We start from the raw sequence: 25971 nt of genomic DNA on the forward strand, positions 1-25971 counted from the left end.
TTATACAATAGAAAAAGGCACACAATATATTCACAAATGTGAACATTGTGCGCCTTCAGTTTATCTGATTAGCTTCTAATGTATTGTATTCGATTTCTTTTCATTTTAATTCTGTAATTCATATGTGTCAACTTGGAATTTGAATTTTCTTGCTAAACTAAAATATTGGCATACTTCGAGCCCAATGATTTTTCAAATCAGCAAATTCTTTTGGTAACTTACTATTTTCATTCCATTCTAATTTATATGTATTTACTAACAACGTAGCCATTGATTCACGGTTCATTACTCCATTTTGATTAAAATTACCGTTCTTATCATTTTCAGAGTTCATCCATAATTTCACAAATAAGATATTGCACTCGCCGTAAGCGTTAATCCCTTCTGTTCTATGTATATCTCCTCCTTGTTGGTCATATGAAGCTTTAAATATATGGCACCACAGCTTAATCAATACATAAAAAATGAGGCAACCACCTTCAAAGATGGTTGCCTCATTTTTACACTTGCATCGCTTTCTCTCTCAATGCTCTTCTTAACAACTTACCAGTCGTATTCTTCGGTAATTCTATTAAAAACTCAATGCTTTTCGGCACTTTATATTTCGCTAAATGTAACGTACAGTAATGCATTAGTTCTTCTTCTGTTACGTTTGCTTGCTTCAAAACGACGTACGCTCGCACAGCTTCTCCTAAGTTTTCATCAGGAACACCGATTACGACAACTTCCGCTACTGATTCGTGCGTATATAATACTTCTTCTACTTCACGAGGGTATACGTTATAACCGCCAACTAAGACGATATCTTTTTTACGATCCACGATATAGAAGTAACCTTCTTCATCCATTTTCGCCAAGTCACCTGTATATAGCCAGCCGTCTTTCAATGTCGCAGCTGTATCTTCTGGTGCATTATAGTATCCTTTCATAACGTTAGGTCCGCGAACAATTAATTCACCGACTGCGCCGACAGGTACTTCTTCCCCAAGTTCATTTACAATTTTATTTTCTACATGCCAAATATTTGTGCCAATTGATCCTGGTTTCCGAGGACGATCTAGCGGATTGAAACAAGTAACTGGTGATGCTTCTGATAAACCGTATCCTTCTGAAACAATAACGTTAAAACGTTTTTCAAAGTTTTGCAGAAGAGCAACAGGCATCGATGCACCACCGGAAATACAAAGGCGAAGCGTCTTCACATCTTCTGCGCTTGCTTCTTCAAATAAATATAAATAATTGTACATCGTCGGTACGCCAGCAAAGATCGTTGGTTCGTACGTGCGACAAATACGGAATACTTCTTTCGGACTAAATTTCGGTAACATTAAAATCGTTGCCCCGTTCACAATCGGTGCATTTACCGCAACTGTTAAACAGAATACATGGAACATAGGCAGTGCCGCAACAACGCGGTCATCAGCCGTATATTGTAAATACGACGCCACATCGTTCGCATTACTATATAAATTTTTATGTGTTAACATAGCGCCTTTCGGTTTTCCAGTTGTGCCCGATGTGTATAGAATAACCGCTACATCTTCTTCATCTAGTTCAGGACCTTCGTAAGTTGTATCTCCAGTCCCCACAAAACTAGTAAACGTTTTCATTTTTTCGGTTTCTGTATGGTTAAAATCTGATGAGGTTTCACATATGATGATGTTTTCTAATGAAGGAAGTCTTGTTGTAAGAGATTGTATAACAGGTAGAAGGACGTCGAGTACGATGATTGTTTTTACATCTCCATTTTGTAAAATATAATGCATTTCGTCTGCTGTATAAATTGGATTAACTGGAATAACAGTTGCTCCGGCTTTCATTGTTCCGTATAAACCGACCAAATAATGTGGTGAGTTCCCAACAACTAATGCGACATTGTCCCCTTTTCCAATGCCCATTTCTGCTAAATTGCTAGAAAACCTTGTGACCATTTTGTTTAATTGGTCATATGAGACCGACTGATCCATAAATATATAAGCCGGTTTTTCCCCCTTCTTTTTTGCCGTTTCAGCCAAAGATTGAACGAGATTCACAAAAACCCCACCTTTATAAAATTTAGAATATTTAAAAATTCTAAATTAATTATATTAAAAGAAAATTAAAGTGGCAAGTGATATTCTATTAACTGCATATAGACAGATCACCTTCTCTTAGTTTACTTTGGAAAAATAAGGGGATTTTATTTACAAGTAATTTATAACACTAGACCAAAAATCATTTTAGGATAATATGCGTTCATCTTTTCTCTAAGTTTAGTAAGTTCCTCTTTATTTAACGTCGTATGCTCTCCAAACAAGTTAATTGCGTCCGCCCCATCTTCATGAAAATACACCGTCACATATAATGCCGGTAACCCTATATTGTCTTCATCTATTGATAAGACGACATCTGGTGTTTTATTAACAGTGCTGAATGTTTCATTTCTTTTCCACTTCTTATTTTGAAACATGTCTTGTATATCATGTATCTTTCGTTTGTTATCTGTATGCGTAAAATATATAACATTATCCTCCGCTGGTTTTCCGATAGACAAAATTATACGACTTGAGGGCGATCCACTGCTACACGCTGTCATTCCGACGACGAAGCTGAGTAATAATACAACGTACATTACCCTTTTCATTTCGATTCGCCTCCTTTTGTATATATATATTCCTTTACGAGGGGCGAATGTCCTGTGATTTTATGTTTTGTGGTAAATGAAATTATATGAGAGATTTTTCAGTTATATCAGCGCAGCTCGATTTATATCGGCGATTTTTCAAATATATCAGCGCAACTCCATTTATATCAGCGATTTTCCAGTTATATCGACTTACCGACAAAACCTGACAATCTACGCAAAAAGAAAGAGGCTGCCCATTATCGCAACCTCCCTTATTTTTAGAAGAATAAATGTAAGAAATCTTCTGTTGTAATGTTACCGAAGTAACGTGCGATATCTACGCCTTCTAAAGCTACAGTGAATGCATCTTTATCGAATTGAACGCCTGTTAGACGCTCTTCAATATCATGAACATCTAGTGAACCGAAGAAGTCGCCGTAAATTTTGCATTCTGTTACTGTTCCTTTTTTCACTTCAAGACGAACGTCAACTTGTCCAACTGGGAAGCGGTGTGAATGTTGTAAGTTGAACTTCGGTGATTTTCCGTAGTTCCAATCCCAATTTTGGTAACGTTCTTCAGAAAGTTTATGGATCTCTTTCCAATCCTCTTCTGTTAATTCATACGTTGGGATTTCTGTTTCTCCTTCGAAAATTGTTTCTAGAAGAAGTTGTCTAAACTCTTCTGTCGTCATTTCTTCGTTTAGGAACTCTGTAATGTTCGCAACGCGGCTACGGATTGATTTAATACCTTTTGATTGGATTTTATCCATTTTTACTTTTAACGCTGATACGACGTGATCGATTTCAGAGTCAAATAGTAACGTACCGTGACTGAACATACGACCTTTCGTTGAGAACTGCGCATTACCCGAAATTTTTCTACCTTCAGCTAAAATGTCGTTACGACCACTTAGTTCTGCATTTACGCCTAATTTACTAAGCGCTTTCGTTACAGGCTCTGTGAATTTTTTGAAGTTGCTGAAACTGTCTCCATCATCTTTCGTAATAAAACTGAAGTTTAAGTTTCCTAAATCATGATATACTGCACCTCCACCTGATAGACGACGAACGACATGAATACCTTTTTCTTTTACGTAATCTGCATTAATTTCTTCTACTGTGTTTTGGTTTTTACCAATGATTATCGAAGGCTCATTAATGTAAAACAGTAAATATGTTTCGTTAATATCTAAATTCTTCACACAATATTCTTCAATTGCTAAGTTTATTCTAGGGTCTGTAATTCCTTTATTATCAATAAATAACATCGTATCACCTCATGAGTTCCATACGTAGCCACTATGCGCTAGCGTAATATGGCCACTGAGAATTTGTTTTGCTTCTGTTACTAAATCAGCTGGGTTGCCTGTATGCGGTAAGTGCGTTAATAAAAGTTCTTTTACATTCGCATCTTTTGCAATACTTGCTACTTCTGTACTATTCATATGCCCTGCTTTTGCAGCCTCTTGATGTGCATACATATTACACTCACAAATGAAAAGATCAGCATCTTTCGTGAATGGAATGAATTCAGGAATATAACTTGAATCAGCGCTGTATACTACAGCATCATCTCCAGCTGTAATACGCATCGCAAAGCATGTAACAGGATGAACAGTTTTTAAGAACGAAATCGAGAATGGTCCAACTTGAAGTGTTTCTTCTGGATTGTACGCGATTCCTTTCGTATGTGGTTCATGCGTTAAAGAGTTGAATCCATTCTCATCAAACGTATGACCGTATATTGGTAATTCCGGTAGTTGCCCCTTCGTCCCGCTCGTAATTAATCTCGCATATTGCAATACCCCAATGTCTGCAACATGATCATGATGATAGTGTGACAGTACAACTGCATCTATATGAGATGGTGTTATATATTTTTGAAGCTGTGCTAGTACACCACTACCACAGTCTACAAGTAAACGAAAACCATCGTGTTCAAACAAATACCCCGACGTTGCTTCTCCCGCTTCTGGAAAGCCGCCCCAAAAGCCGACAACAGTCATTTTCATATGTATCCATCCTTTCTAAAACCGAGTAGGAATGCATGTTTTACTTACATCCTACATTGTTAACTATAATCCATTTCCTAAACTTTTTCATTATTTTTCAATTTTGTTATAAAACAGTTATTGACTTTTATTTTTTGTACTAATACAATGATAGTAAGAAATGGAAATGGAGGAATTGACATGATCGATCAACCAATGGAGTTTTTCAGAAATTTACCGACGAAAACTTGTGCGCACTGCGGGAAAGAAATTGATGAGCAACACGAAGCATACCATAACAAATGTGATGATTGCGTTCACGAAGAATAGTAGTTTTTGAACATAAAAAAACCTAGCAGACATAGTCTACTAGGCTAATAACATCTTATCCTTCATCGTTGAACCTTTCACCAAGAGCTCCAGTTCAAACTCATACAATTCTTTTTTTCGATAATTTTTCGTATGGATTTTATCCATCATCAGGTCGACAACTTTTCGGGCCATTTCATCAATTGGCTGTTCAATTGTCGTAATACCTGGTTCTGTAATCTGCGATAATATTTGATTATCAAAACCGATAACAGCGAGATCATCTGGAATGCTCCAGTTATGGCGTTTCGCCTCTGAGATAATTCCAGCTGCTACCTCATCGCCTCCTGCCAAAATCGCGGTAGGATTTTTTTTGTCCTTTAATACTTCATGGAATATTCGTTTTCCATCTTCCCAAGAGAAAGCGTTTTCAAGAAAGTCAATCGCTTCTACTTGGCGGCTCTTCTCAGTTATTGCACGTAAAAAGCCCATTTTTCGCTGCTGGCTAACGACTTTGGTTTCGTTACCACGGCAAAAAATAAGATTACGATATCCTTGATCTAACACATGCTTCGCAGCTATGTATGCTCCTTGCGCATGATCAAACTTCACTGTTGGAATATTTGCTTCCTCAATATATTCATTACACAACACGATTGGACCGTGCTGTAAGTATGGCTCTACATCTTCCCACGGATTTTCTAGTGAACATAGAATAATCCCATCTACTTGTTTCGTAGATAATAATTGTAAATACTCCATCTCTTTTTCCGGTAAATATCTTGTTTGACAAATAATCAGTTTATATTTATGTTCAGAAGCAGCAATCTCGATTGCTTCAATAAATCTACTGAAGAAAGGATTTGTAATCCTTGGAACTAGCACCGCAATTGTTTCCGTTTTTTGTTTACGAAGCCTTCTCGCCGCAGAATTAGGAACGAAGCCTAAATGCTTCATTGCTAATTGAACCCTTTTTTTCTTCTCATCTGAAACATATGGATGATTATTAATCACCCTAGAAACCGTTGTCCTTGATAACCCTGCTAATTTCGCCACGTCCTCTATAGTCGACACGAAATTCTCCCCCTTTGCATGAAAACGTTTTCTTAAATTGATTATATAGTATATTATTGGAAACTGCAATATCGGTTGTTATGATTTTACTATATTAATATTATACATAGGTAAAAGTCTGTTAATGCAGGGCAATATACTGCTTTTAGAAATTTACGTTATGTACATTCCTTTTCTTAATACCATATATTCTTTATTTAATATAAAAGCCCATCAATACATCATCTCCATATGATCCATCTTCATATTTAATTTGCTTTCGTTGTCTTCCTTCTTCTACAAAACCCATACGTTTGTACACTTTAATTGCCCGATCATTAACAGAAACTACACCTAAGCAAATTTTCTCTAAACCTTTCTGCCCTTTAGCCCAACTAATAAGAAATTCAATTAATTTCGTGCCGATGCCTTGATTACAATACGCCTCTTTAATCCCCATTCCCATTGTGCCTGCGTGTTGTAACCGTTCTAGTTCATATCGGTTGAAAAGTAAAAAGCCTACCACCTTATAATCTACTTCATACACGATATAAAGATTACCTTTCTCATTACTTTTCCGTATCTTTTCTCTTTCTGCATCAATATCATTCGGTAATTTCTTTGGAGATACTATGAAAAACTTTGTAGTATTTTCCGATAATATAATTTCTTTTCTAATGTTCATTATTGCTTCTGCATCAGCCTCTTTTGCTAATCGTATCATTGAATCACCTCGTACTTTTTCTTTTAAAAAATAATATTAAAACTATAAAACGTCCAATATGCAATATTGCATATTGAGAATCTTTTTACTCTTGATACAATATTCATACATCAAAATAAAAGGAATGTATGCAATGAATCCAATCTTAACAGCTGCAAAACAACTATTACATAAAGAAGAAAAGATTTTATCTACTTTAAAATGTTCACTTACTGGCTATATGATTACGCATAAAGTCCCGTATCCTGGCATGTTACTTGCTACTAATAAAAGACTTCTCTTTTTTAGCCAATATAAAAACACATTTATTGCCGAATTTGATTATGAAAAAATTCTATCCATAGAAACGAAGAGAAGAATCTTTGACAAAAAAATAATATTTTACTATGAAGATGAATATATAACGCTTGGATACATTACAAGTTCGAATGTTGAAGCGTTCATAGACTTACTACAAAGAAACAGCAAGACTAGCACAGGCTTATAATCAGCGGGGATTCCCTCGCTGATTCATTATTTTAACTCCTCCCACTTCGTCCAAACTTCTCTCCCGTTTATACGGTACATATTATCCTCTCTATCCATAAACCTATGTACAATAAATTCACGTCTAATTGTACAAAAATCATCATGATATTGTTTTATAAATGTATTAATTTCTTTTTCTGTATATTGATTTCCAGCATCTAACTTGCTAATTAAATGCTCTAACAATACTAGTTTCTTCTTCTTTTGACCTGGAATCGATTTTAAACGATCCTCTTTATCGAAAAAGTTACGAATGGTCGTATCACGGAATTTCATTTCACTTTCAGTCATTTTTTATCCTCCATCACTTTTTTTCTTTATCTTTTCACTTAAAATATCAATAAAGTAATATCCACCCATTAACACATAATAGAACGTGAGTATTCCAAATGCATCTTTCACACTTGTATATACTTCTTTATCAAACAATATAGGTGAAAGGGCATAAACAAGAAAGATTATTAACGGATTTACGATAAAATAATAAGTAAGATTGCCTTTCATCATATCAACTCCTCTACCCTATGTTTCTCTGTAAATTGTTGTAATTCCTTTTCTTTCGTTTCTATAGCTTTTAGAAAGATTTATAGATGAACTAAGGAAAAGATGCCCTCTATTAAAATAAAAAAGCACCAAAAAGGTGCTTTTATCTACGCTTCAACCGATTGATTTTCAGCAACATTTTTAAATTGTCGTTTGTGCATCAAAGTTAAGGAAGCGATTGTTCCAAGTGATAATACAACGATAAAGATCATGAGCATTCCTATGTTTTGCCACATGAAGTCAAAGTCTCCACTCGATACGACTGCTTTCAATCCTGATACAGAGTATGTCATCGGTAACCAAGCATTGAATGGTTGTAAAAACTTCGGAATCAATTCTAGTGGGAATGTTCCGGCACTTGTTGTAAGCTGCATAATTAATGTGATGATGGCGATAAAACGGCCTGTATCACCGAATGCTGTTACTAAACATTGAATTAATGCGATAAACGCTAAGCTTGTAACGATGCTAAAGAGTATGAAGTACGGAATACTTTGTACTTCTACACCTAATCCGAACAGTAATATAACATCTGCTACTATCGCTTGAATAATACCAACTGATAGTAGTACGCCGAACTTACTAATAAACCAACTAAACCCTGATTTTGGAACACCGACTGTATCGCGTAATGGATATACAATTGATAATAGTAATGCCCCAACAAATAAACCGAGTGATAGGAAATACGGCGTAAATCCAGTTCCGTAGTTTGGAACTTCCGCCATTTTCTCCGTCTTCACTTTTACAGGACTTGCAAACATATCATACGTTTTATCCGTCCCTTTTACTTCACCAGTTTTCACTGCCCCTTCGCCAAGTTTCTCAGCAAGTTCACCTGAACCGTCGTTTACTTTTACGAGACCATCCGTTACTTTTCCTGATCCGTCTGCTAGTTTATTAACGCCATCGATTAGCTGGGTTGAGCCAGTTGATAATGTGCCTAAGCCTGTTGTTACTTGACCGGAGCCATCTGCTAATTGATTTACTCCACCTGCCATTTGATTTGCTCCTACAGATAATGTACCTAAACCACCTGTTACTTGGCTTGAACCATCCGTTAATTGATTTACTCCTGCAGATAATGTTCCTAAACCACCTGTTACTTGGCTTGAGCCATCTGCTAATTGATTTACTCCTGCAGATAATTGACCTAATCCATCTGTTACTTTTCCAGAGCCGCTTTGTAATTGCGTTACTCCATCAATTAATTGAACTGATCCATCTTTTAATTTATCAGCACCTATTTTTGCATTATCTAATCCCTCACCAAATCCATGAAACTTACTAACAAATTCATTTTGTGCGTTCGTTAGTTTCTCAACACCATCTGCCAGAGCTTTCATCCCTGCTGGATTTGGTAATTTATTTTGCAATCCATTTGTTGTTTGATGTATTTCGCCCTTTAATTGTTTTACTTCTTCATTTAGTTTATTTGTTCCACCTGCTACTCCGGCAGCCTTTTGCTGAACTGTCGCTGTACTTTTTACAGCACTTGTTATGAACGGTTGTAACTGCTCTTGATATTCTTTTGGTAAACTTTCAATTTGCTTTTGTAAATTCGCTACATCTTGTGCTGCAGTTTTAGCATCTCCTACTGTTGATTGCGTAAGTTCATTTAACTGATTTATATTCGCCCCAGCTCCATCTATTTTTTCATTTACTGTATTCAATATAGAAGGAACTTTCGACTGCATTTCCTCTAAGCCTGCAGCAGACTTTTGTACGTTACTATTTAAATCTTGCAATCCCTTTTGAATTTCTTGAGACCCTTTTTCTAATTGACTTCGCCCTTCAACAAGTTTTCCCATACCATTTGATAGATCAGTTGTTCCTGTTTTTAAATCACCGGATTTACTTACTAATTTGTTCAAGCCACCGGTCACTTTCTCAGATCCATCACGCAATTCACCCGTTTTGCTATTTAATGTATTTAAACCTGCTGTTACTTTTCCTGACCCATCTACTAATTTTCCGATACCTGCATTGCTATTTAATACATGTAAACCATCTGTTACTTTTCCTGATCCATCTACTAATTTCCCGATACCTATTTGCATTTCACCGGTTTTGCTATTTAACGTATTTAAACCTGCTGTCACTTTCCCAGATCCATCAAATAGTTTCCCAACTCCATCCTTCATCTCCCCAGATTTCCCTTGAAGTGTATGAAGGCCATCCGTCACTTTACTTGAACCATCATGCAATTCACTTGATCCGTCGTGTAGTTTACTTGCCCCTTCCGCTCCATCTGCTAATCCTTTTGAGACGTCTTTAATAGAATCGAACATTTTCTCTGCATATGTTTTCGTTAACGTGCTTGATACTTCAGTTTTAATCTTTTCAATGGCTGTTCCTCCAATTTGTGAAGATAAGAAGTTTAAACTTTCGTTTGGAATGTACTCTAAGTTTAATGGCTTTGGATTGTCTTTTAGTAACGTTGTAGCGTTACTTGAGAAGTCATCTGGAATGCGCACTAACATGTAATACTTTCTACCTTCCATTCCTTTCTTTGCTTCTTTTTCACTTACGAACTCCCATTTAAAACTTTTATTATCTTTTAAATTATCAACGAGCCCTTTTCCGACCTCAATTGGTTTCCCATCAAATACTGCGCCTTTATCTAAATTGACTACTGCAACTGGTAAGTCATCTAACTGTTTATACGGATCCCAAAAAGCCCACAAAAACATCCCTGCATATAAAATTGGTACGAATAAGACCGCAATAATTGGAATTAATATTTTTTTACTTTTTATAATTTCCGTGAACTCTTTCCGAAGTAACTGATTCCCTTTCATAATTTCTCCCCCTTTTATAAAATGACCAAAATGTTCATATAGTCATTTTTACCCAAACAAAAAGGCTATACTTGTTCATACATATGCCTTATCCCTGAATTTATTACTATGCAACTTTTTCTTATTATGATTATAATTTTTCTATATCCCCCCTTAACCTAAATATATGACCGCATTGTTCATTTGGTCATTTTTTATAAAATTAAAAGGATTATCTTAGTTTGACAATCCTTTTAGTAAATAAAGTTCAAATAACTCTGCAATTTTTTCTTTTTCTAGCGGTTCGTGATTTTTTTCCCAATCAAAAATAAGCGATACATATAGACGAAGCATAATAAATGCTGTAATTTCTGGATCACATTTGCTAATTTCACCTTTTTCAATCGCAATTTTTAAATACGATTGAATAACAGAAACGATTTCCACATCAACTTGTTGCATCACTTCTTGTACTTCTTTCGTTCCCATATCGCGCTCTTCTTGAATTAATTTAATCATGAGCTGATGTTCTTTTCTAAATTCCAAGATGCTATATAATGCTCTATGTACATTTTCAAAAAATGAAACATCTGAACGAATTGCACTTTCTGCAACTTGCTTCATTTCTGTAATTAAATTAGAAATAATTTCACCAAATAACTCTTCTTTATTTTTGAAAAAAGTATAAATCGTTCCTTTCCCTACATTCGCTAACTTCGCTACTTGATCCATCGTTGTTGCTTTATAGCCGAACGCTGAAAAAGACTTTGTTGCAGCCTCAATAATAGAACGTTTTCGATCTATTGCCACATCATCACCTCCAAAAATGACCAATTGGATAATATAGTCAATCAGTACATCTTTGATATTACCACACGCTTACATTCTATACAAGTTCTCTTTTTATTATTTCCAGTATAAAAAAATTCCAGTCAGTGTATATCATACTTTCCATAGTTTATCAAAAAGTATACTTGTATGGAAAGCTAGAATATATTCGTAAATAATTGCTGACTAGATCCCACTAGAAATTTAATAAAATAGACAGTGTTCTTAAAACCAACGGTTTAAGAACACTGCCTTTTATTTTGACATAGAAAGTAATATTTTCTCCATCTCTTTCTTAGTTAGATCATCATCAATTATCTCTTCGTATATCTTTGTATCTCTTGTAAAAATATCATTTACTATGACAATTTGATAATCACTATTCTTACCTTGTGCTGGTACAAACATTTTAAGGCCCCTTAACTTCCCCTCTCCATGAGAAGATTTATTATATACCATTCCTTTCCCATCTAAACTATAACTTTCTAGATTCTCTACCCCAGGCATCATGTAGTGTAGTGGATCCTTACCACCATTAACATTACCATCCATATACATCCTTGACTGGTAAATTGTAAAACCATATTTCCCTTTTGTATATTCTGATTTAATAACTAATTCTATATCTCTTCCAAAATATGAATCAGCCCATTCTCTCTTTAATTCATAACCTTCAGGTATATAAGTTGGCTCCTTAATTTGATACGGTACATGTTCTTTTGCTTCTTCTATAGTATATGTTAAAGACTTCTCCAGCTTATCTCCAAGCGGTTTTAATGTCTTCTCAATAGTAGCTAGTCTTTCTTGATCAGCTTTCTTCAAGCGTTCAGGTTTATATTCCTTTGTATCTCCATCATAATTCTCAGGCACATTTTTCTTAACCATTGCTTTTTTATGAATTTCTTGCGCTTCCTTAAATAATCGAACATACTGCTCAAATTCTTCTTTTGTAAAATTCTTTTCTGCCAAATACAAAAAATCTGTATTCTTTTTATATGACGTTATTGACATCCCCCATTCTCTACTTGCATTCTCCGGTGTACCTAATACTGTTTCTATCGCTTTTTCAAATGCCGCTTTAGATTGCTTTTTTTCTACAACTTTTTCTTTCTGTCTTTCATCTCCCTCAGTTATCCTTGCATTTAATAAAAATCCGCCTGCTATAGCTGCTATAGCAATAACTCCGAGTAAAGAAAGACGATACGATTTCTTTTGGAATTTTTTAATCATAATGATTCTCCTTTTTAGTGTTCGTTTATTTCTACTTAAATTTGCTAGGCTTGGTACTTGATAGGAATAGTGTTCTAAAAGGGTAATAATTGTATGACCGTATGCAATTTGTTCCTCTTTATCTATAAAAGTAAGTGCATATGCATCACAGGCTAATTCTTGATCTTCTCGCATACAAAAATAGGCGTACCAAAGAATTGGATTGAACCAATTTAATATGATTAAACTGTACATAATCCAATTTACAGCTACATCGTTTCTCTTAATATGAGCTAACTCATGGTAAAAGACATATTGTAATTGTTGTTCATTTAATACTTTCATATGTTTTTTTGATAGTAATACTTTCGGGCGAAAGAAACTAAAAACCGTTGGACTTGCAATCTTTCCTGCAAGACGTAATGAAACTGCCTTCTTCATTTTCATAGACTGCTTACAGCGATTAAACACTGTAGTGACCTGTTCGTCCGTAATATCCGGTTGTTTCTTTATGTAAGAATATAAACGTCTATTTGTAAGAAACGTGATGGCTGCTAATATGATTACCCCAGCTAGCCACACATACAAAGCAAGTTTGTATAAAGAAAATGTAGTCTGTTTTTCCGAACTGACTTTTACTTCCGGTTCGCTAGTTTTTGTCACCATTTTAGAATTTGATTCCAATTCCACTTTTCGGTCGCTTTCTATGTTCACTATATTCTCAGTAGCCGGCATATTTTTTGGAATAACTTCCGATACGCTAGAACTATAAGAAAGTAATGAGTAAATGCTATAAGAGCTATCTGGCGACCACGGTAAAAGGAGTCTTATCATTAATACGATCCACAGCATATATTGCCACCGGGGGGTTAATTTATTTCTAAATAGAACTTTTATACATAAAATAAATCCGACTAATATGCTAGCCATAAGTGACGTTTCTATAAGCCAATCAAAAAAATGAGGAAGGTATACATTTATAAGCGTGTTTATCATTTTTATCGATCCTTCCTCTTATTCTCCTCTGTCTTCTCATCTAAAATGCGTTTTAATTCATTAATATCTTCTGAAGATAATTTCTCCTCTTTTAAGAAATTAACAAGTAATGGCTTAAACGCTGCACCGCAAAAACGTTTTAGTAAAGATTTCGTTTCCACTTGCAAATAATTATCTTGTGATACTAACGGGTAATAAGCGTACATACGCCCTTTATCTTGATGGTAAGAAACGGCTTCCTTTTGCACTAATCGATTAATTAATGTGCGGATTGTTTTCGGTTTCCAGTCCATTGCATCTTCCAGTTCTTCTATAATTTCATTCGCTGTTTGCGGAGAATTCGACCAAAGTACTTTCATAATTTCTAATTCCGCTTCAGATATTTTAGGTAATTGATTTGTCATCGTATGTTTCACTCCTAAGTATTACATTTGTAATCTATAATTAAGATTACAAATGTAATACTTAATTGTCAACCATATTTTAGAAAAATTAATTTCAGCTAAACCTTACTTCACAACAACAAAATTCCTCTTTTTCAAATAATCAAATAAAAAAACAAGAAAATCTTTACAATTAATAGTAATATAGAAAATAGACAAGTTTATCAAAACAGTGGAGGCTTTTTCAGTCATGATGCGTGCACTTCGTTTAAATATAAAGCAAGCTTTTTGTAGTCGTATTTCTTTAATTATGATGCTTAGTGGATTCGTTCTTATTTGCATTTATCACTATTATTATGTAATTCGTTATTTAGGAAACGCAGCAAATGGTCCTATATCAACAGATTTAAAATGGATTGGATTTCGCGACAATGAAATGGATGTTTATTTATTATTAATGCCAGTTATTGCGAGTTTCCCCTTTAGTACAAGTTACAATTCGGATAAGTCCGATGGTTTTAAACCGTTTGTGAGTAAGGGGATTTCTATATTTCCTTATTCAGTAGCGAAATATATCGTTACGTTTTTTTGCGGAGGATTTCTTTATACACTTCCATTCATCTTATCGTTATTATTTTGCAAATTAACCATTCCAGACGGAACACCTACGGTTGGTTCAGGCATCATAAATGCTGATGGAATGTTCGCAAACCTATATTTTGATGCGCCTCTCACTTACATTGCTGTATATATCGGAATTAATTTTTTATTTGCAGGTTTAATGGCCCTTTTAGGACTTGCTGCATCTGTATGGTCACAAAAAGACTATATGGCAATTCTCTTTCCATTTGCAGCCGCCTCCATTCCTTACGTCCTGCTAAATACAATACTTCCTTCAATAGGCGGAGCACCTTTTCATTTATATGATCCGAAACAACCATTGCAAGGCATGTCACCATATATTTTAATGACGCAATGTGCTTTCTTCCTTTTCGTTAGCTTACTTATGTATATACAAGGAGTAAAGCGGGATAGAAAAAAATATAAAAGAAGACTGCAAAAAAGAGAGCGGTGTAGAAAAGCGTTTCAAGTATAATAAAACCCTAATTTCCTTACTATATTGGAAATTAGGGTTTATTTACTATTCACTTATGGCGTACCTGCCACCCCCCATAAAATAACGACCGCTACAAAGTAAATCGCTTTAATACCTACAACTAAACATAATGAAACAATTGCATATTTACTTAATTCTCTTCTTGCACCTATTAAAGTGAAAATAACCGCCAAACTAAATGTTATATAAGAAGCTGCTGTATGTATTAAGTTATACGTAATATCTAGATTGCTTGTAAGTCCTGTTATATCAGCTACAAACTGAAGCATGATGATCGTACTAAAAAAAATTGCAAACTGATTCATTACCTTTCCATTTATTTGTAACTGCATTGTTGTCCCCCTTATTAAAAACTAAACATTCAATCAATTTTATCATTAGATTACAAAAAAAGGAATCATCTCTTTATACTATTCTATAACGATGCAAAAAAAGAACGCTTAGTCACCTAAGCGTTCCCCACTTTAAGAAGCCTTCTTCAAATCAATTTGAGCAAGTACTGGGTCGTGGTCACTTACACGTCCGTGTTCTTTCATAATGTTTGAGTTTAAGTGTACTGGGTCTACAATTGTGTGTGGTGCGATATTGTTTGTTACTAAAATATGATCTAACACTTGTGCATTTCCTTCGTGAATGTACGTGTAACGATTCTCTTTCGGCACTGTGTTTAACATATCTTTTAAGATTGTTCCCTCTAGTGTTTTTAGTGGTTTAGAGAATTCGAAATCGTTCATATCACCTAACACAACAACTGGTGCATTTGTATTCTTTTTCTGAATTCCTTGCACGAAATAATTTACTTCTTGTGCTAACTGAATTCGTTTGTCTTCACTCTTTAATACGAGCGGCTGCACTTTTCCAAATGGCGTTGCATCTCCTAGTTTTGAGTTTAAGTGATTTGCAACGACAACAATGTTTTGTCCTTGGAACGTAAATTCTGCCGCTAGCGGTTTACGTGTACTTTCAAACAATGGATTTTCGTCTCCAATACGAACAACATTCTTATCAAGTAACTTCGGTACCGTCGCTAATTTCACGCGTGATGGATTATAGAAGAAGCCGACGCGAATATTCGCTCCTGGTGCTCCTCCATCTTGATTATTGTTTGGAGCGATTTCTACATACTCATACTTCGGTCCACGAATTTCTAGAACTGCATCAATGATACGTTTTGCGCTTAATGACGCATCTGTTGTACCGTCATTAATTGATCCGTTATTATCTTGCATTTCCTCTACACCGATAATATCTGGCATTTTTAAATTGTATTTAATAGAATACGCTAACGCTTTTACTTTTTCATCTGTTGTTTCTTTTTTATTCGCCGAGAAGTTTTCAATGTTATATGTAGCAACCGTTAACTTATCAAGACGTGGCTGAATATTTGCCCCTACTTGCTTAAATCCACCATCCACTACAGCTGGCAGTTCTGTTATTGGCGAAATACGGAAAGAACCGTAATCATATCCTACTACCCCTGTTATATCTCCAGTAAAAGTATCTCCTACTTTTGCTACATAATCGCGAGGTACTTTTACAGAAAGGCGCTCTGGGTTTAATTGATTTTCATCTAATAGAGGTGTGCCATATTGTGTTACTATTTTATCTCCACCATTTTTTACTGTTACATATAAATTTCCGTTTTTCTGAGGTGTAATAATTTTTGGTGTTGGCATCGTAACACGCATACCTTCTATACTTTCATAGAAGTCGATTGCATCTTCATTTGGATCAAATAAACCAAATGCATCATTATCAATAATCTGGTCCGGGATTTTCACACCGTTTTCCCCAAGTACAATCGGTGCTGGCAAAGATTGATCTTTTGCGATTACAGCAACGCGGCTCGCTTTAATTTCAGTCGTCGTTAAGTCTGTTTCAAATCGCTCTGCATATCCTGGTCCAACATATTCTTCTACTACTCCATCAACTTGAATAAGATCTCCTACTGCTACATTCACATCTTTTTTATATACGTACATACCTTCTGAAGTAGCTGGATCATTATCTGGCTGATTATCTTCTATATAAAAGCCGTTTTTATCAAGCGCTGTGACAACGCCTTCCACATTGTTTACTTTCTTCCCGTTGTAAGGAGACATATGTGATTTCCCTTGAATGTCATGAATACGAACCTGTTCATTATTTACGATAATAAATGAAAATGTCGAAATTGCTGAAGGAGTAAGTCCTTCTTTTTCTGCGATTGCTTTCACTACACTATTTTCATTCACTATAATTTGTCCATTATAACGAACGCTTTTATTAGTAGGATTAGAGCCATCTAACGTATAGTAGATTGTTGCGCCTTCTGTATTCGTCGTTAATGTTACCGCTGTTCCTTTAGCAACTTCTCCACCGTTCGGTGAAGCTACTACATCGCTAACACGGTTTTGTCCTTCACCTTGAAACTTATAAGCTGTTACTGATTTTAGACCTGGGTTACTAAAATATAATTCAAGGGTCCCAGTCAAACTAACTTTCTTCCCGATATTTTCAGGGTGATCTTTTACATTCACTGCCGTTCTCACATCACCTTTCGGTAACTGAACGGGCATGATTTTGTCTGGATTCGTTTCGTTTGGCGAATCTGCAATTGCTACGTTTGTATCATCAAACTTAGCTGGATCCTTCGTATATTTAGAAGAACTTTGCGTATATCCAACAATATATCCTTCTACTATCCCCTTCGTTTTCCCTTGCTGCTTAAATACTTGAATTGCTTTTTCTACTGACATAGAAGCAGTTTCTTCTGCTTGCGCTAAAGTTCCAGTAAATGAAAGCAATAGCAAGAATGATAAAAAGACACTTAACAATTTCTTCACAGCCATTTTCCTCTCTCTATTTCATATTTTCTCAGCATTTCTATCATAACAAATGATTCGTTATATAGAACTATATTTCGACAAATTTTACAAAAGATTTATTTAATTTACAAGCTTTCAAACTATAATACAAAATAATAATTTTACACCTTCTACAAATACACTCTATAATGTTAGAGAGAGAAAACAGAAAATATCGACATTTAATTGGCATGTAAAATGGATTCATTTGAATAAGAGTGATTGGATGGAAGTGCAAACAGAAACATACCGCGCAGCTATGAATGGAACATTAGAACGTCATTTTTCAGATATGATTGCCGTTATACCAACTAGAATTACAATTGAGCAGTTAAAACAGCGACTAGAAACGATCGCTACTAAAGTTGATGATTTAAAAATTGTTTATAGTGATGAGACAAGCCTTATTGTTGAATTACATATGGGTGAAACAGTCATACCGTATGAACTGCATATTGATGAACCGAACGATCCAGAAGGATATAAAATGTACAATAGACAAGATGCTACAATCGTAGATCGTAATTTTGAAGATGCAGCTTTCGGCACTGAAATTTTCACTCGTACGCTATTTGTAGGCGATGTACTGGACTGCTTTTTCCAGCAGTTACAGTTCTTATGGAATCTCTCCCCAGATTTGTTATTTGTAATCGATTCAAGTGCAGCAATGAAAGTGATATCTAGAAGCTATATTGAATATCACGTTGAAAATGAATTATTACCTGACATTCCTGACTTATACGTTATTCATTCCGTTTATGAAGACGATAAAGACGGTGAGCCTACGCAATATTGGTTTCATACACATGGTCTTTTAAGAGCAGGCGTAACTGAAATAGAGTTAATTATTCCAAATCGCATTTCTTCCTACTACGGCATTAGCGATCTCTTTCAAACATTTGCTAATAATGCCGTTGAGAATGGACAAGTCCCTATGAATGAGCCTATCGTTATCGCGCATAGTCAGCAAGGTTCTATACATACAGTCGCTGTTCCGTGGGAAAAAGGATTATCTTATATAGGGCATAAAACGAGTATGGACCAATTATCTTCAATCGAAGATGAGGAAGTGAAACTACAACCAATAGATGCACAAAATACATTCTTAGGCGGAATGGATGCCCGAGATGAATACCATCAATCTCCATCCGTTCTCTTATTCAAATTTAATACTTCAGAAGAATATATTGAAAGTTTTTTCAAAGAACACGAGGAAGCTACAGGGCTCATGTTCTATAAAACAAATAGTGAAACCGATCGTATGGCTTACAATGCGAAAAATACTTTCGGGTATTTCAGCAACATTTTTCACATTGAACAATCAAATGAAGATTTTCGTTTCCTTGCTAAGTTTGGTGTCTCCTACGAAGAAGGAAAAAGTGAACATATGTGGTTTGAAATGCAAAACATTACGGAAGATTTCATTCAAGGAATACTCATTAATGAACCATATTTCATAGAAGATATGAGTGAAGGAAATAGTTATCATTTAGATTTTGATAACTTAACAGAGTGGGTTATTTATGCAGGAGATGCTGTTATAAAGCCAAATAACTTATATATGTTTATTGGCGAATAAGTATTTTATATAATAAACGAAACGCCTTCAATATGATTGAAGGCGTTTCTTATAATTTATTGTGCGATTAATTCAGCATCTATTACTTTCTCCAAATGAGATAATACACGCTTTGCAGCTTCCTCACCTTGATTAATACAGTCTGGAAGTCCAGCGCCAGCATAGGAGCTACCTGCCAAGTATATACCTGGCAACTCTTTCTCCATAAATGTTGTGAGCTGTTTCATTCGCTCGTTATGGCCTACTGTATATTGAGGCATCGCTTCTTTCCAGCGACTTACGATTGTAAACTCTGGATCCTCTGTAATATCCATCGTCTTCTTTAAATCTTCTAGTACGAGCTGAACGAGTTCTTCTTCAGTTTGTTCTACAACCGCTTCATCACCAGCACGTCCAACGTAGCAACGAAGGAGTGTTTTTCCTTCTGGCGTTGTATGCGGCCATTTTTTATGCGTCCACGTACATGCTGTAATGGTGTAATCGCTATTTCGTGATACGACAAATCCTGTACCATTAATATCGCGCTGGATTGCAGACTTTTGGAAAGCAAGTGCCACATTCGCAACGGATGTGGATGGAATATTACGGAAGAAACGAAACTGCTTGTACTGAGCAAACATGGACGGCAATACTTTATGCGAAGTTGCCACTACGATGGCGTCCGCTTCTATTTCTTTTCCGTTACTAAGAGTAATTGTATAACCATCACCCTGTTTTGCAACTTTTTCAATGCGAGTTCCCTTTATTATCGTACCTTCATGCATCTTTGCTTCGAGAGATTTTACGATAGATTCTAAACCTGTTTTCACTGTTTGGAACATTCCCTTTTTCGGTTCAGCTTTCTCTTCTTTCGGAGCGAGCGTACGCATACCGAGTGAAATACTGCGATGTTTCTGCTCAATCTGATACATTTGCGGGAATGTTGACATTAAGCTCATTTCATCAATATCCCCTGCATAAATACCCGATAGTAACGGTTCTATTAAGTTTTCAACCACTTCGTTTCCAAGACGATGTCTGAAAAATTGTCCGAGTGATTGGTCAGATACTGGCTTTGACCTCGGCATTAATAGATCAAAACCAGCTCTTAGTTTACCAATTGGGGAGAACAGCCCGGAAAATAGAAACGGCGTAATTTGCGTTGGAATTCCCATCATTGATCCATTCGGCATTTTATGTAACCGATTGTTTACGAGGATAAATGATTGACCGGCTTGATTATTTACAAGTTCATCGCCAAGACCTAATTCTTTCACTAATCTAGCTGCACTTTCTTTTCGTGCTAAGAAAGAATCCGGTCCGCGCTCAATTGTAAATCCATCTTTTCGAACGGTTTGAATTTTTCCGCCAAGTTTACCCGATGCTTCTATAAGTAATGTATCAATCGGCAAGTTTTTTTCATGAATATTTTTTTGTAAGTTATACATTGCTGTTAATCCAGTGATGCCTCCGCCGACGATCACAACTTTTTTCCTCAAGCAGGCTCCCCCTTTCTTCTTACAGTACAGATTCTTTTTTCTTTAATACAACATCTGTTAAACAATCAATAAATGCGTCCGATGCATTTGGCATTTCTGGACGATAATATTTCGCACCAATTTCATCCGTTACAACTTTACACTCAAAGTCGTTGTCATATAAAACTTCTAAATGTTCCGCAACAAATCCAACTGGTGCATATACGAATGAAGTATAACCGTGCTTTTCATTTAGTTCTCTCGTTAAATCTTGTACATCTGGACCAATCCAAGGATCTGGTGTGTTTCCTGCACTTTGCCAGCCTACTGCATAGTTTGCTACTTCAGCTCCGCGCGCGATATAATCCGCTGTTTCATTTAATTGATCTGGATATGGATCGCCCATTGCAATAATTTTCTCTGGTAAGCTATGTGCAGATACGATTAATACTGCTTTTTCACGCTCTGCATCTGACATACCGTTATATATACCTTTCACTGCATCAACCCAGTACTGGATGAATTTCGGCTCTTTATACCAGCTATCAATGCCGTGAATTGTTAAGTTTCCAAGTTTCTCAGCTTCTTCTTGTGCTCGTCCAACGTATGATTTCACGCTAAACGTAGAATAGTGAGGTGCAAGAACAAGTGCGATTGCATCTTGTATTCCGTCGTTATGCATATCTTTCACCGCATCTTCAATAAACGGTTCAATATGTTTTAAACCAAGATACATATGGTACTCTACTTCATCTTGTACTTCATTTAAACGCTGTTCTAACTTCTTAGCTTGCTCTAATGTAATAGTAGCTAAAGGAGAAATACCACCAATTGCACGGTAACGCTCTGTTAAATCTTCCAGCATTTCAGGACTTGGCTTTCTTCCTCTACGAATATGTGTATAGTAACGTTCAATATCTTCTTCTTTATATGGCGTTCCGTATGCCATTACAAGCAAACCAATTTTCTTTTTCATACAGCAATTCTCCTTTACTTCGCTAACTGCCCTTTAGAGTATTCATGAATAAATGTAGTTAAACGTTTTAATGTATCCGGATTTACTTCTGGGAATACACCGTGACCTAAGTTAAAGATATAACCCGGCTGTTTCATCCCTTGATCTAAAATACCTTTTACATGTTCTTCAATAACAGACCATGGTGCAAGTAAGAATGAAGGGTCCATATTACCTTGTACCGCCTTATGAACGCCACGTGCACGTGCTTCTTCAATCGGTAAGCGCCAGTCTAAGCCGACTACATCAAGCGGTAAGTCGTGCCACTCATTCACTAAGTGTGCAGCTCCTACGCCGTGCATAATCATCGGTACACCCATCTTACGAACTTCTGCAAAAATACGCTCCATTGCTGGTTTAATAAATACGCGATAATCTGCTACATTTACTGTTCCAACCCAAGAATCGAAAATTTGAACTGCTTTTGCTCCTGCGTTTATTTGCGCTTTTAAATATGTAATAACCATATCTGCTAGTTTATCCATTAAAGCGAACCAAGCTTTTGGCTCTGCATACATGAACGCTTTCGTATTATGGTAGTTACGAGATGGACCGCCTTCAATCATATAGCTCGCTAATGTAAATGGAGCTCCTGAAAAACCGATTAACGGTACGTCTAACATTTCTGTCGTTAATAAACGAATTGTATCTAGTATGTACGGTACGTCATCTTCTGGATTGATTTCCCCTAGTTTTTCTACGTCTTGTAAAGAACGGATTGGATTATCAATAACTGGGCCAATACCTGATTTAATTTCTACATCCACACCAATTGCAGGTAGTGGTGACATAATATCTTTATAAAGAATTGCTGCGTCTACGTTATATTGATCAACCGGCAATTTTGTAACGTAAGCACATAACTCTGGATTATGTGTAATTTCAAATAAAGAATACTTTTCTTTAATCTTTCTATATTCCGGCTGTGAACGACCTGCTTGACGCATATACCATGCTGGTACATAATCGGTACGTTCCCCCCTACATGCTTTTAAAAATGTCTCATTTATAGTTCTTACCAAGACCCTTGCTCCCTTCCTTACCAATGCTTCGAATACGTTCGATATTTATCTTTTTTTACTATACAGCTTGTAAAAACAAAATGCATAATATTATGTACGTTGTTCATTAAATTGACACAAACATTCTTAAAAACGCTTACTATTTTCACAACATTCTTATTATAACACAGAGAAAAACTATGGTTTAGCTACTTTTGACTTTTCTCCTTCACGATTCGTTTGTGTATTATATGGTACAACGTAAAAGCTCGGTTTTGAAAATATGTTAACGAACTTTTCCTCATATTCCCCAGCACCATTTACAGTGCTAACATGTGTATGAATTCCGTTCTCCACTCTATAGATTCGGTACATAATTCTGTTATCTGGAAGTGGCGTCCAACTTAATTTTGCTTTAAATAAACCGAAAGGGCTAAATGATAGTTTCATTTTTACATCTTCAATTTTGCGCAGTCGAATCGGAGCGCCGATTGTTTCCACACCTTCAGGCTTCATAAACTTCTCTTTATGTTCTACATTAGCCTTCGTTAAAATTTTCTTAAACAATTTTGTCGCAGATGCACTTTCTCCTTGCAACTGATGCTCCTTATCCGTACGGTCATAACCAATCCAAACAGCGCCTACTAAGTTAGGTGTATAGCCGACGAACCACATATCTCTTGCTCCCTTATCGTCATTTGGCAATGAAGTTGTACCCGTTTTTCCAGCTAACGCACCGTTATATACACCAGCTCTCGCTGTTCCTTCCTTCACAACTCCTTCTAACATTTTCGTCATATACCATGCTGTCTGCTTCGAGAAGATTTTCGTCTCTACTTTTGGAGATTCCCCAATGACTGCACCGTGTCTATTTAATACTTTATCAATAACGTGCGGCTCAATAATATTTCCATTTGCTAAAAATGAACGATACATTTTTACAAGATCAAATGTTGAAACGCCATTTTTTAGTCCCCCAAGCGCTGTACTTAAACCAGCATCTGCAATATGGACATTTCCTTTTTCTAAATATTGCTTTCCTTCTTCTACCCCTAACTCATTTAATAAAGAAACTGCCGGTACGTTTGCCGACTCTAAAATCGCATCATACATCGTCATTTCTTTTGAATACTCATGATTATAATTTCGAGGTTCATACCCTTCAAAAGAATTTCTTTCATTCGTTAATAAAGAATACGGATTATACTTTTTCGTTTCTAGTGCTGGTGCATAAACGATAAGTGGTTTTAAAACAGATCCGGGCTGCCTTTTGGCAAAAACACGATTAAATCCTCTCGGGACGTACTTTCTTCCCCCAATCGCCGCTTTAATCCCTCCCGTACGATTATCCATTAATAAGAAAGCACCTTGCGCCCCTTCTTCTTTCCCAGGAAAATTCCTTGCATCTTGAAACTGGTTATATGCTACCTTTTGAATCTTTTCATCCATAGGTACGACAAACGTATATCCTCCGCGAAGTACTTCTTGATGAGACAACCCGTATAAACGAGCGGCTTCATCTATGACCATATCAATATACGGCATATATGCAAGCTCATTCTCATCTAAATTTTTATATAGAGCAATTGTCTTCCCTTGATAACGAACGCTTTCTTCTGCAGTCAAATAGCCTTGTTTATGCATAAGTGACAATACTAGATCGCGGCGTTCCTTACTCTTCTCTGCAGAATAGTACGGTGAATATCCGTTTGGTGACTTCGGAAGGCCTGCAAGCATTGCCCCTTCCTCTACTGTTAAATCCTCAACATTTTTATTAAAATACAACTTTGCTGCCGCTTGAATCCCGTAAGCCCCATGACCAAAATAAATATGATTCATATACATTTCAAGAATTTGTTGCTTCGTATATTTTTGCTCTAATTGAAGAGAAATTGCGACTTCCTTCAATTTGCGCGTAAATGTTTTTTCACGAGTTAAAAAGACGTTTTTAGCGAGTTGCTGCGTAATGGTACTACCGCCCTCTACCTTCTCTCTAGCTAACGTATCTTTATAAAGAGCACGGAATATAGACGGATAATCAATCCCTTGATGCTCATAAAAACGAGAATCTTCCACCGCAACAAACGCCTGCTGCACATACTTCGGAATTTGCTCGATCGGTACGAGGTCTCTATTTTCTACGTATAATTTCGTAATTTCTTTCCCTTTCTGGTCAACGATACGTGATGAAGAGTGGAAAACGAGCTGCTTTTCATCCATCATATAGCCACCAGCTAACACGATAAGTTTATAGAGTACAATCGCTACTACGAACGTTGCGACGCCGCCTAATAAAGTCCACTTTACTTTCTTCATACATCGTCCTTCTTTCCAAATGATGGTACATTTATTATTTGAAAAAGAAGTATCTTTATGTATATAATCTTCGAAGTTTTTTAAGAGAGTTGATATAATAGAAACAAACTAGTAAGGGGGCATTAAAATGAAGGCTATTATTTCATACGAAACACCTCTAGAACAAGCACATTTCACTGCAAAAAATGATGAAAAAAATATGTTTTATAAAGAAAATACAGAAGAATCTGTAGAAGGTTCACTTCAGTATGACGTACTAGATGCTGTCGGCGAATTTAAAGGACAACCTGGCTATATCGTTTGTAACAACATTTCTGTAACAGACGAAGGTCGCCCTGTATTTGAAAACCGCTTTAAAAACCGCGCAGGCCTTATCGAAAACGAACCAGGATTCCAAGCGATCCGTGTTCTACGCCCATTAAGTAACGATACATATGTCATCTTAACGATGTGGGAAACAGAGCAAAACTTTAAAGACTGGACAGAATCACGTTCATTCGAAAACGCTCATAAAAAACGTCCCACGCAAGCAGAAGGACAAGCACAGGCGCATCCACATGCGGAACAGCAAAAGAGTATTTTCTCTCGCCCTTCTTTTGTGACTACTTTTGATGTGTTAGTTTAATTTTTTGAGTTTGGAGTTCGGAAACCGCGGTATGTGAAATTATATCGGCGATTTTTCGAATTTATC

The 25971-nt window shown here is 36.1% G+C and carries 24 protein-coding genes; 5 read left to right on the forward strand and 19 right to left on the reverse strand.

Going from position 1 to position 25971, the window contains the following annotated elements; genetic code table 11:
* Window positions 1-157: 157 nt before the first annotated feature.
* The 5 genes from ACUN13_RS09920 to ACUN13_RS09940 form a co-directional block, all read right to left on the reverse strand.
* Window positions 158-334 (reverse strand): hypothetical protein, encoded by a 177-nt coding sequence (locus ACUN13_RS09920; RefSeq protein WP_044796109.1) that lies wholly within the window; start codon window positions 332-334, stop codon window positions 158-160.
* Between the two features lie 166 nt (window positions 335-500).
* Window positions 501-2033 (reverse strand): fatty acid--CoA ligase family protein, encoded by a 1533-nt coding sequence (locus ACUN13_RS09925; protein ID WP_001055203.1) that lies wholly within the window; start codon window positions 2031-2033, stop codon window positions 501-503.
* Between the two features lie 161 nt (window positions 2034-2194).
* Window positions 2195-2623, reverse strand: a complete 429-nt coding sequence (locus ACUN13_RS09930) for a hypothetical protein (protein ID WP_098283249.1) — start codon at window positions 2621-2623, stop codon at window positions 2195-2197.
* A gap of 260 nt (window positions 2624-2883) precedes the next feature.
* A complete protein-coding gene (locus ACUN13_RS09935) occupies window positions 2884-3873 on the reverse strand; it encodes a lipoate--protein ligase (RefSeq protein ID WP_000897281.1) in 990 nt (329 codons plus the stop codon).
* Window positions 3874-3882: 9 nt separating this feature from the next.
* Window positions 3883-4617 (reverse strand): MBL fold metallo-hydrolase, encoded by a 735-nt coding sequence (locus ACUN13_RS09940; RefSeq protein ID WP_257115914.1) that lies wholly within the window; start codon window positions 4615-4617, stop codon window positions 3883-3885.
* Window positions 4618-4797: 180 nt separating this feature from the next.
* Here ACUN13_RS09940 and yhfH point away from each other — a divergent pair, with 180 nt between their 5' ends.
* Window positions 4798-4926, forward strand: a complete 129-nt coding sequence (yhfH, locus tag ACUN13_RS09945; RefSeq protein WP_000567010.1) for a protein YhfH — start codon at window positions 4798-4800, stop codon at window positions 4924-4926.
* Window positions 4927-4965: 39 nt separating this feature from the next.
* Here the strand turns inward: yhfH and ACUN13_RS09950 are convergent, their stop codons facing one another.
* Window positions 4966-5979 (reverse strand): LacI family DNA-binding transcriptional regulator, encoded by a 1014-nt coding sequence (locus ACUN13_RS09950; RefSeq protein ID WP_000103715.1) that lies wholly within the window; start codon window positions 5977-5979, stop codon window positions 4966-4968.
* 193 nt (window positions 5980-6172) lie between these two features.
* Window positions 6173-6682: a GNAT family N-acetyltransferase gene (locus tag ACUN13_RS09955; protein WP_000620018.1), complete on the reverse strand. Its 510-nt coding sequence runs from the start codon at window positions 6680-6682 to the stop codon at window positions 6173-6175.
* A 133-nt stretch (window positions 6683-6815) separates the two neighbouring features.
* Here ACUN13_RS09955 and ACUN13_RS09960 point away from each other — a divergent pair, with 133 nt between their 5' ends.
* Window positions 6816-7169, forward strand: coding sequence for a PH domain-containing protein (locus ACUN13_RS09960; protein ID WP_001068217.1), 354 nt, complete (start codon window positions 6816-6818; stop codon window positions 7167-7169).
* 26 nt (window positions 7170-7195) lie between these two features.
* On the opposite strand, the gene ACUN13_RS09965 is transcribed toward ACUN13_RS09960, so the two are convergent.
* The 6 genes from ACUN13_RS09965 to ACUN13_RS09990 form a co-directional block, all read right to left on the reverse strand.
* Entirely contained in the window at window positions 7196-7501 is a 306-nt protein-coding gene (locus ACUN13_RS09965) for a DUF2087 domain-containing protein (RefSeq protein WP_000140286.1), read from the reverse strand.
* Window positions 7502-7504: 3 nt separating this feature from the next.
* Window positions 7505-7717, reverse strand: coding sequence for a hypothetical protein (locus ACUN13_RS09970; RefSeq protein WP_033667903.1), 213 nt, complete (start codon window positions 7715-7717; stop codon window positions 7505-7507).
* A 143-nt stretch (window positions 7718-7860) separates the two neighbouring features.
* Window positions 7861-10554, reverse strand: coding sequence for a YhgE/Pip domain-containing protein (locus ACUN13_RS09975; protein ID WP_257115913.1), 2694 nt, complete (start codon window positions 10552-10554; stop codon window positions 7861-7863).
* A 216-nt stretch (window positions 10555-10770) separates the two neighbouring features.
* Window positions 10771-11343 (reverse strand): TetR/AcrR family transcriptional regulator, encoded by a 573-nt coding sequence (locus tag ACUN13_RS09980; RefSeq protein ID WP_000963381.1) that lies wholly within the window; start codon window positions 11341-11343, stop codon window positions 10771-10773.
* A gap of 273 nt (window positions 11344-11616) precedes the next feature.
* A complete protein-coding gene (locus ACUN13_RS09985) occupies window positions 11617-13566 on the reverse strand; it encodes a M56 family metallopeptidase (protein ID WP_098434710.1) in 1950 nt (649 codons plus the stop codon).
* Between the two features lie 2 nt (window positions 13567-13568).
* Window positions 13569-13970, reverse strand: a complete 402-nt coding sequence (locus tag ACUN13_RS09990; protein WP_000184503.1) for a BlaI/MecI/CopY family transcriptional regulator — start codon at window positions 13968-13970, stop codon at window positions 13569-13571.
* A 229-nt stretch (window positions 13971-14199) separates the two neighbouring features.
* On the opposite strand from ACUN13_RS09990, the gene ACUN13_RS09995 reads away from it, so the two are divergent.
* A complete protein-coding gene (locus tag ACUN13_RS09995; RefSeq protein WP_000984174.1) occupies window positions 14200-15045 on the forward strand; it encodes a hypothetical protein in 846 nt (281 codons plus the stop codon).
* Between the two features lie 53 nt (window positions 15046-15098).
* Here the strand turns inward: ACUN13_RS09995 and ACUN13_RS10000 are convergent, their stop codons facing one another.
* A complete protein-coding gene (locus ACUN13_RS10000; protein ID WP_001176845.1) occupies window positions 15099-15398 on the reverse strand; it encodes a hypothetical protein in 300 nt (99 codons plus the stop codon).
* A gap of 132 nt (window positions 15399-15530) precedes the next feature.
* Window positions 15531-17897 (reverse strand): DUF6359 domain-containing protein, encoded by a 2367-nt coding sequence (locus ACUN13_RS10005; protein WP_098218413.1) that lies wholly within the window; start codon window positions 17895-17897, stop codon window positions 15531-15533.
* 241 nt (window positions 17898-18138) lie between these two features.
* Between ACUN13_RS10005 and ACUN13_RS10010 the strand changes: the two genes are divergently transcribed.
* The gene (locus ACUN13_RS10010) at window positions 18139-19491 is read left to right on the forward strand and encodes a DUF4026 domain-containing protein (protein ID WP_097796474.1); all 1353 of its coding nucleotides are present in this window, start codon (window positions 18139-18141) and stop codon (window positions 19489-19491) included.
* A gap of 56 nt (window positions 19492-19547) precedes the next feature.
* On the opposite strand, the gene hemY is transcribed toward ACUN13_RS10010, so the two are convergent.
* The 4 genes from hemY to ACUN13_RS10030 form a co-directional block, all read right to left on the reverse strand.
* A complete protein-coding gene (gene hemY, locus ACUN13_RS10015) occupies window positions 19548-20969 on the reverse strand; it encodes a protoporphyrinogen oxidase (RefSeq protein WP_001228100.1) in 1422 nt (473 codons plus the stop codon).
* A 19-nt stretch (window positions 20970-20988) separates the two neighbouring features.
* On the reverse strand, window positions 20989-21924 hold the full coding sequence (gene hemH / locus ACUN13_RS10020) for a ferrochelatase (protein ID WP_000726800.1): 936 nt from the start codon (window positions 21922-21924) through the stop codon (window positions 20989-20991).
* Window positions 21925-21938: 14 nt separating this feature from the next.
* Window positions 21939-22985, reverse strand: a complete 1047-nt coding sequence (gene hemE / locus ACUN13_RS10025; RefSeq protein WP_000252605.1) for a uroporphyrinogen decarboxylase — start codon at window positions 22983-22985, stop codon at window positions 21939-21941.
* A gap of 177 nt (window positions 22986-23162) precedes the next feature.
* The gene (locus ACUN13_RS10030; protein ID WP_000756294.1) at window positions 23163-25280 is read right to left on the reverse strand and encodes a transglycosylase domain-containing protein; all 2118 of its coding nucleotides are present in this window, start codon (window positions 25278-25280) and stop codon (window positions 23163-23165) included.
* A 127-nt stretch (window positions 25281-25407) separates the two neighbouring features.
* On the opposite strand from ACUN13_RS10030, the gene hmoB reads away from it, so the two are divergent.
* Entirely contained in the window at window positions 25408-25905 is a 498-nt protein-coding gene (hmoB, locus tag ACUN13_RS10035; RefSeq protein ID WP_000644063.1) for a heme-degrading monooxygenase HmoB, read from the forward strand.
* Window positions 25906-25971 lie beyond the last annotated feature (66 nt).

The organism is Bacillus cereus group sp. Bce041, from assembly GCF_052646455.1.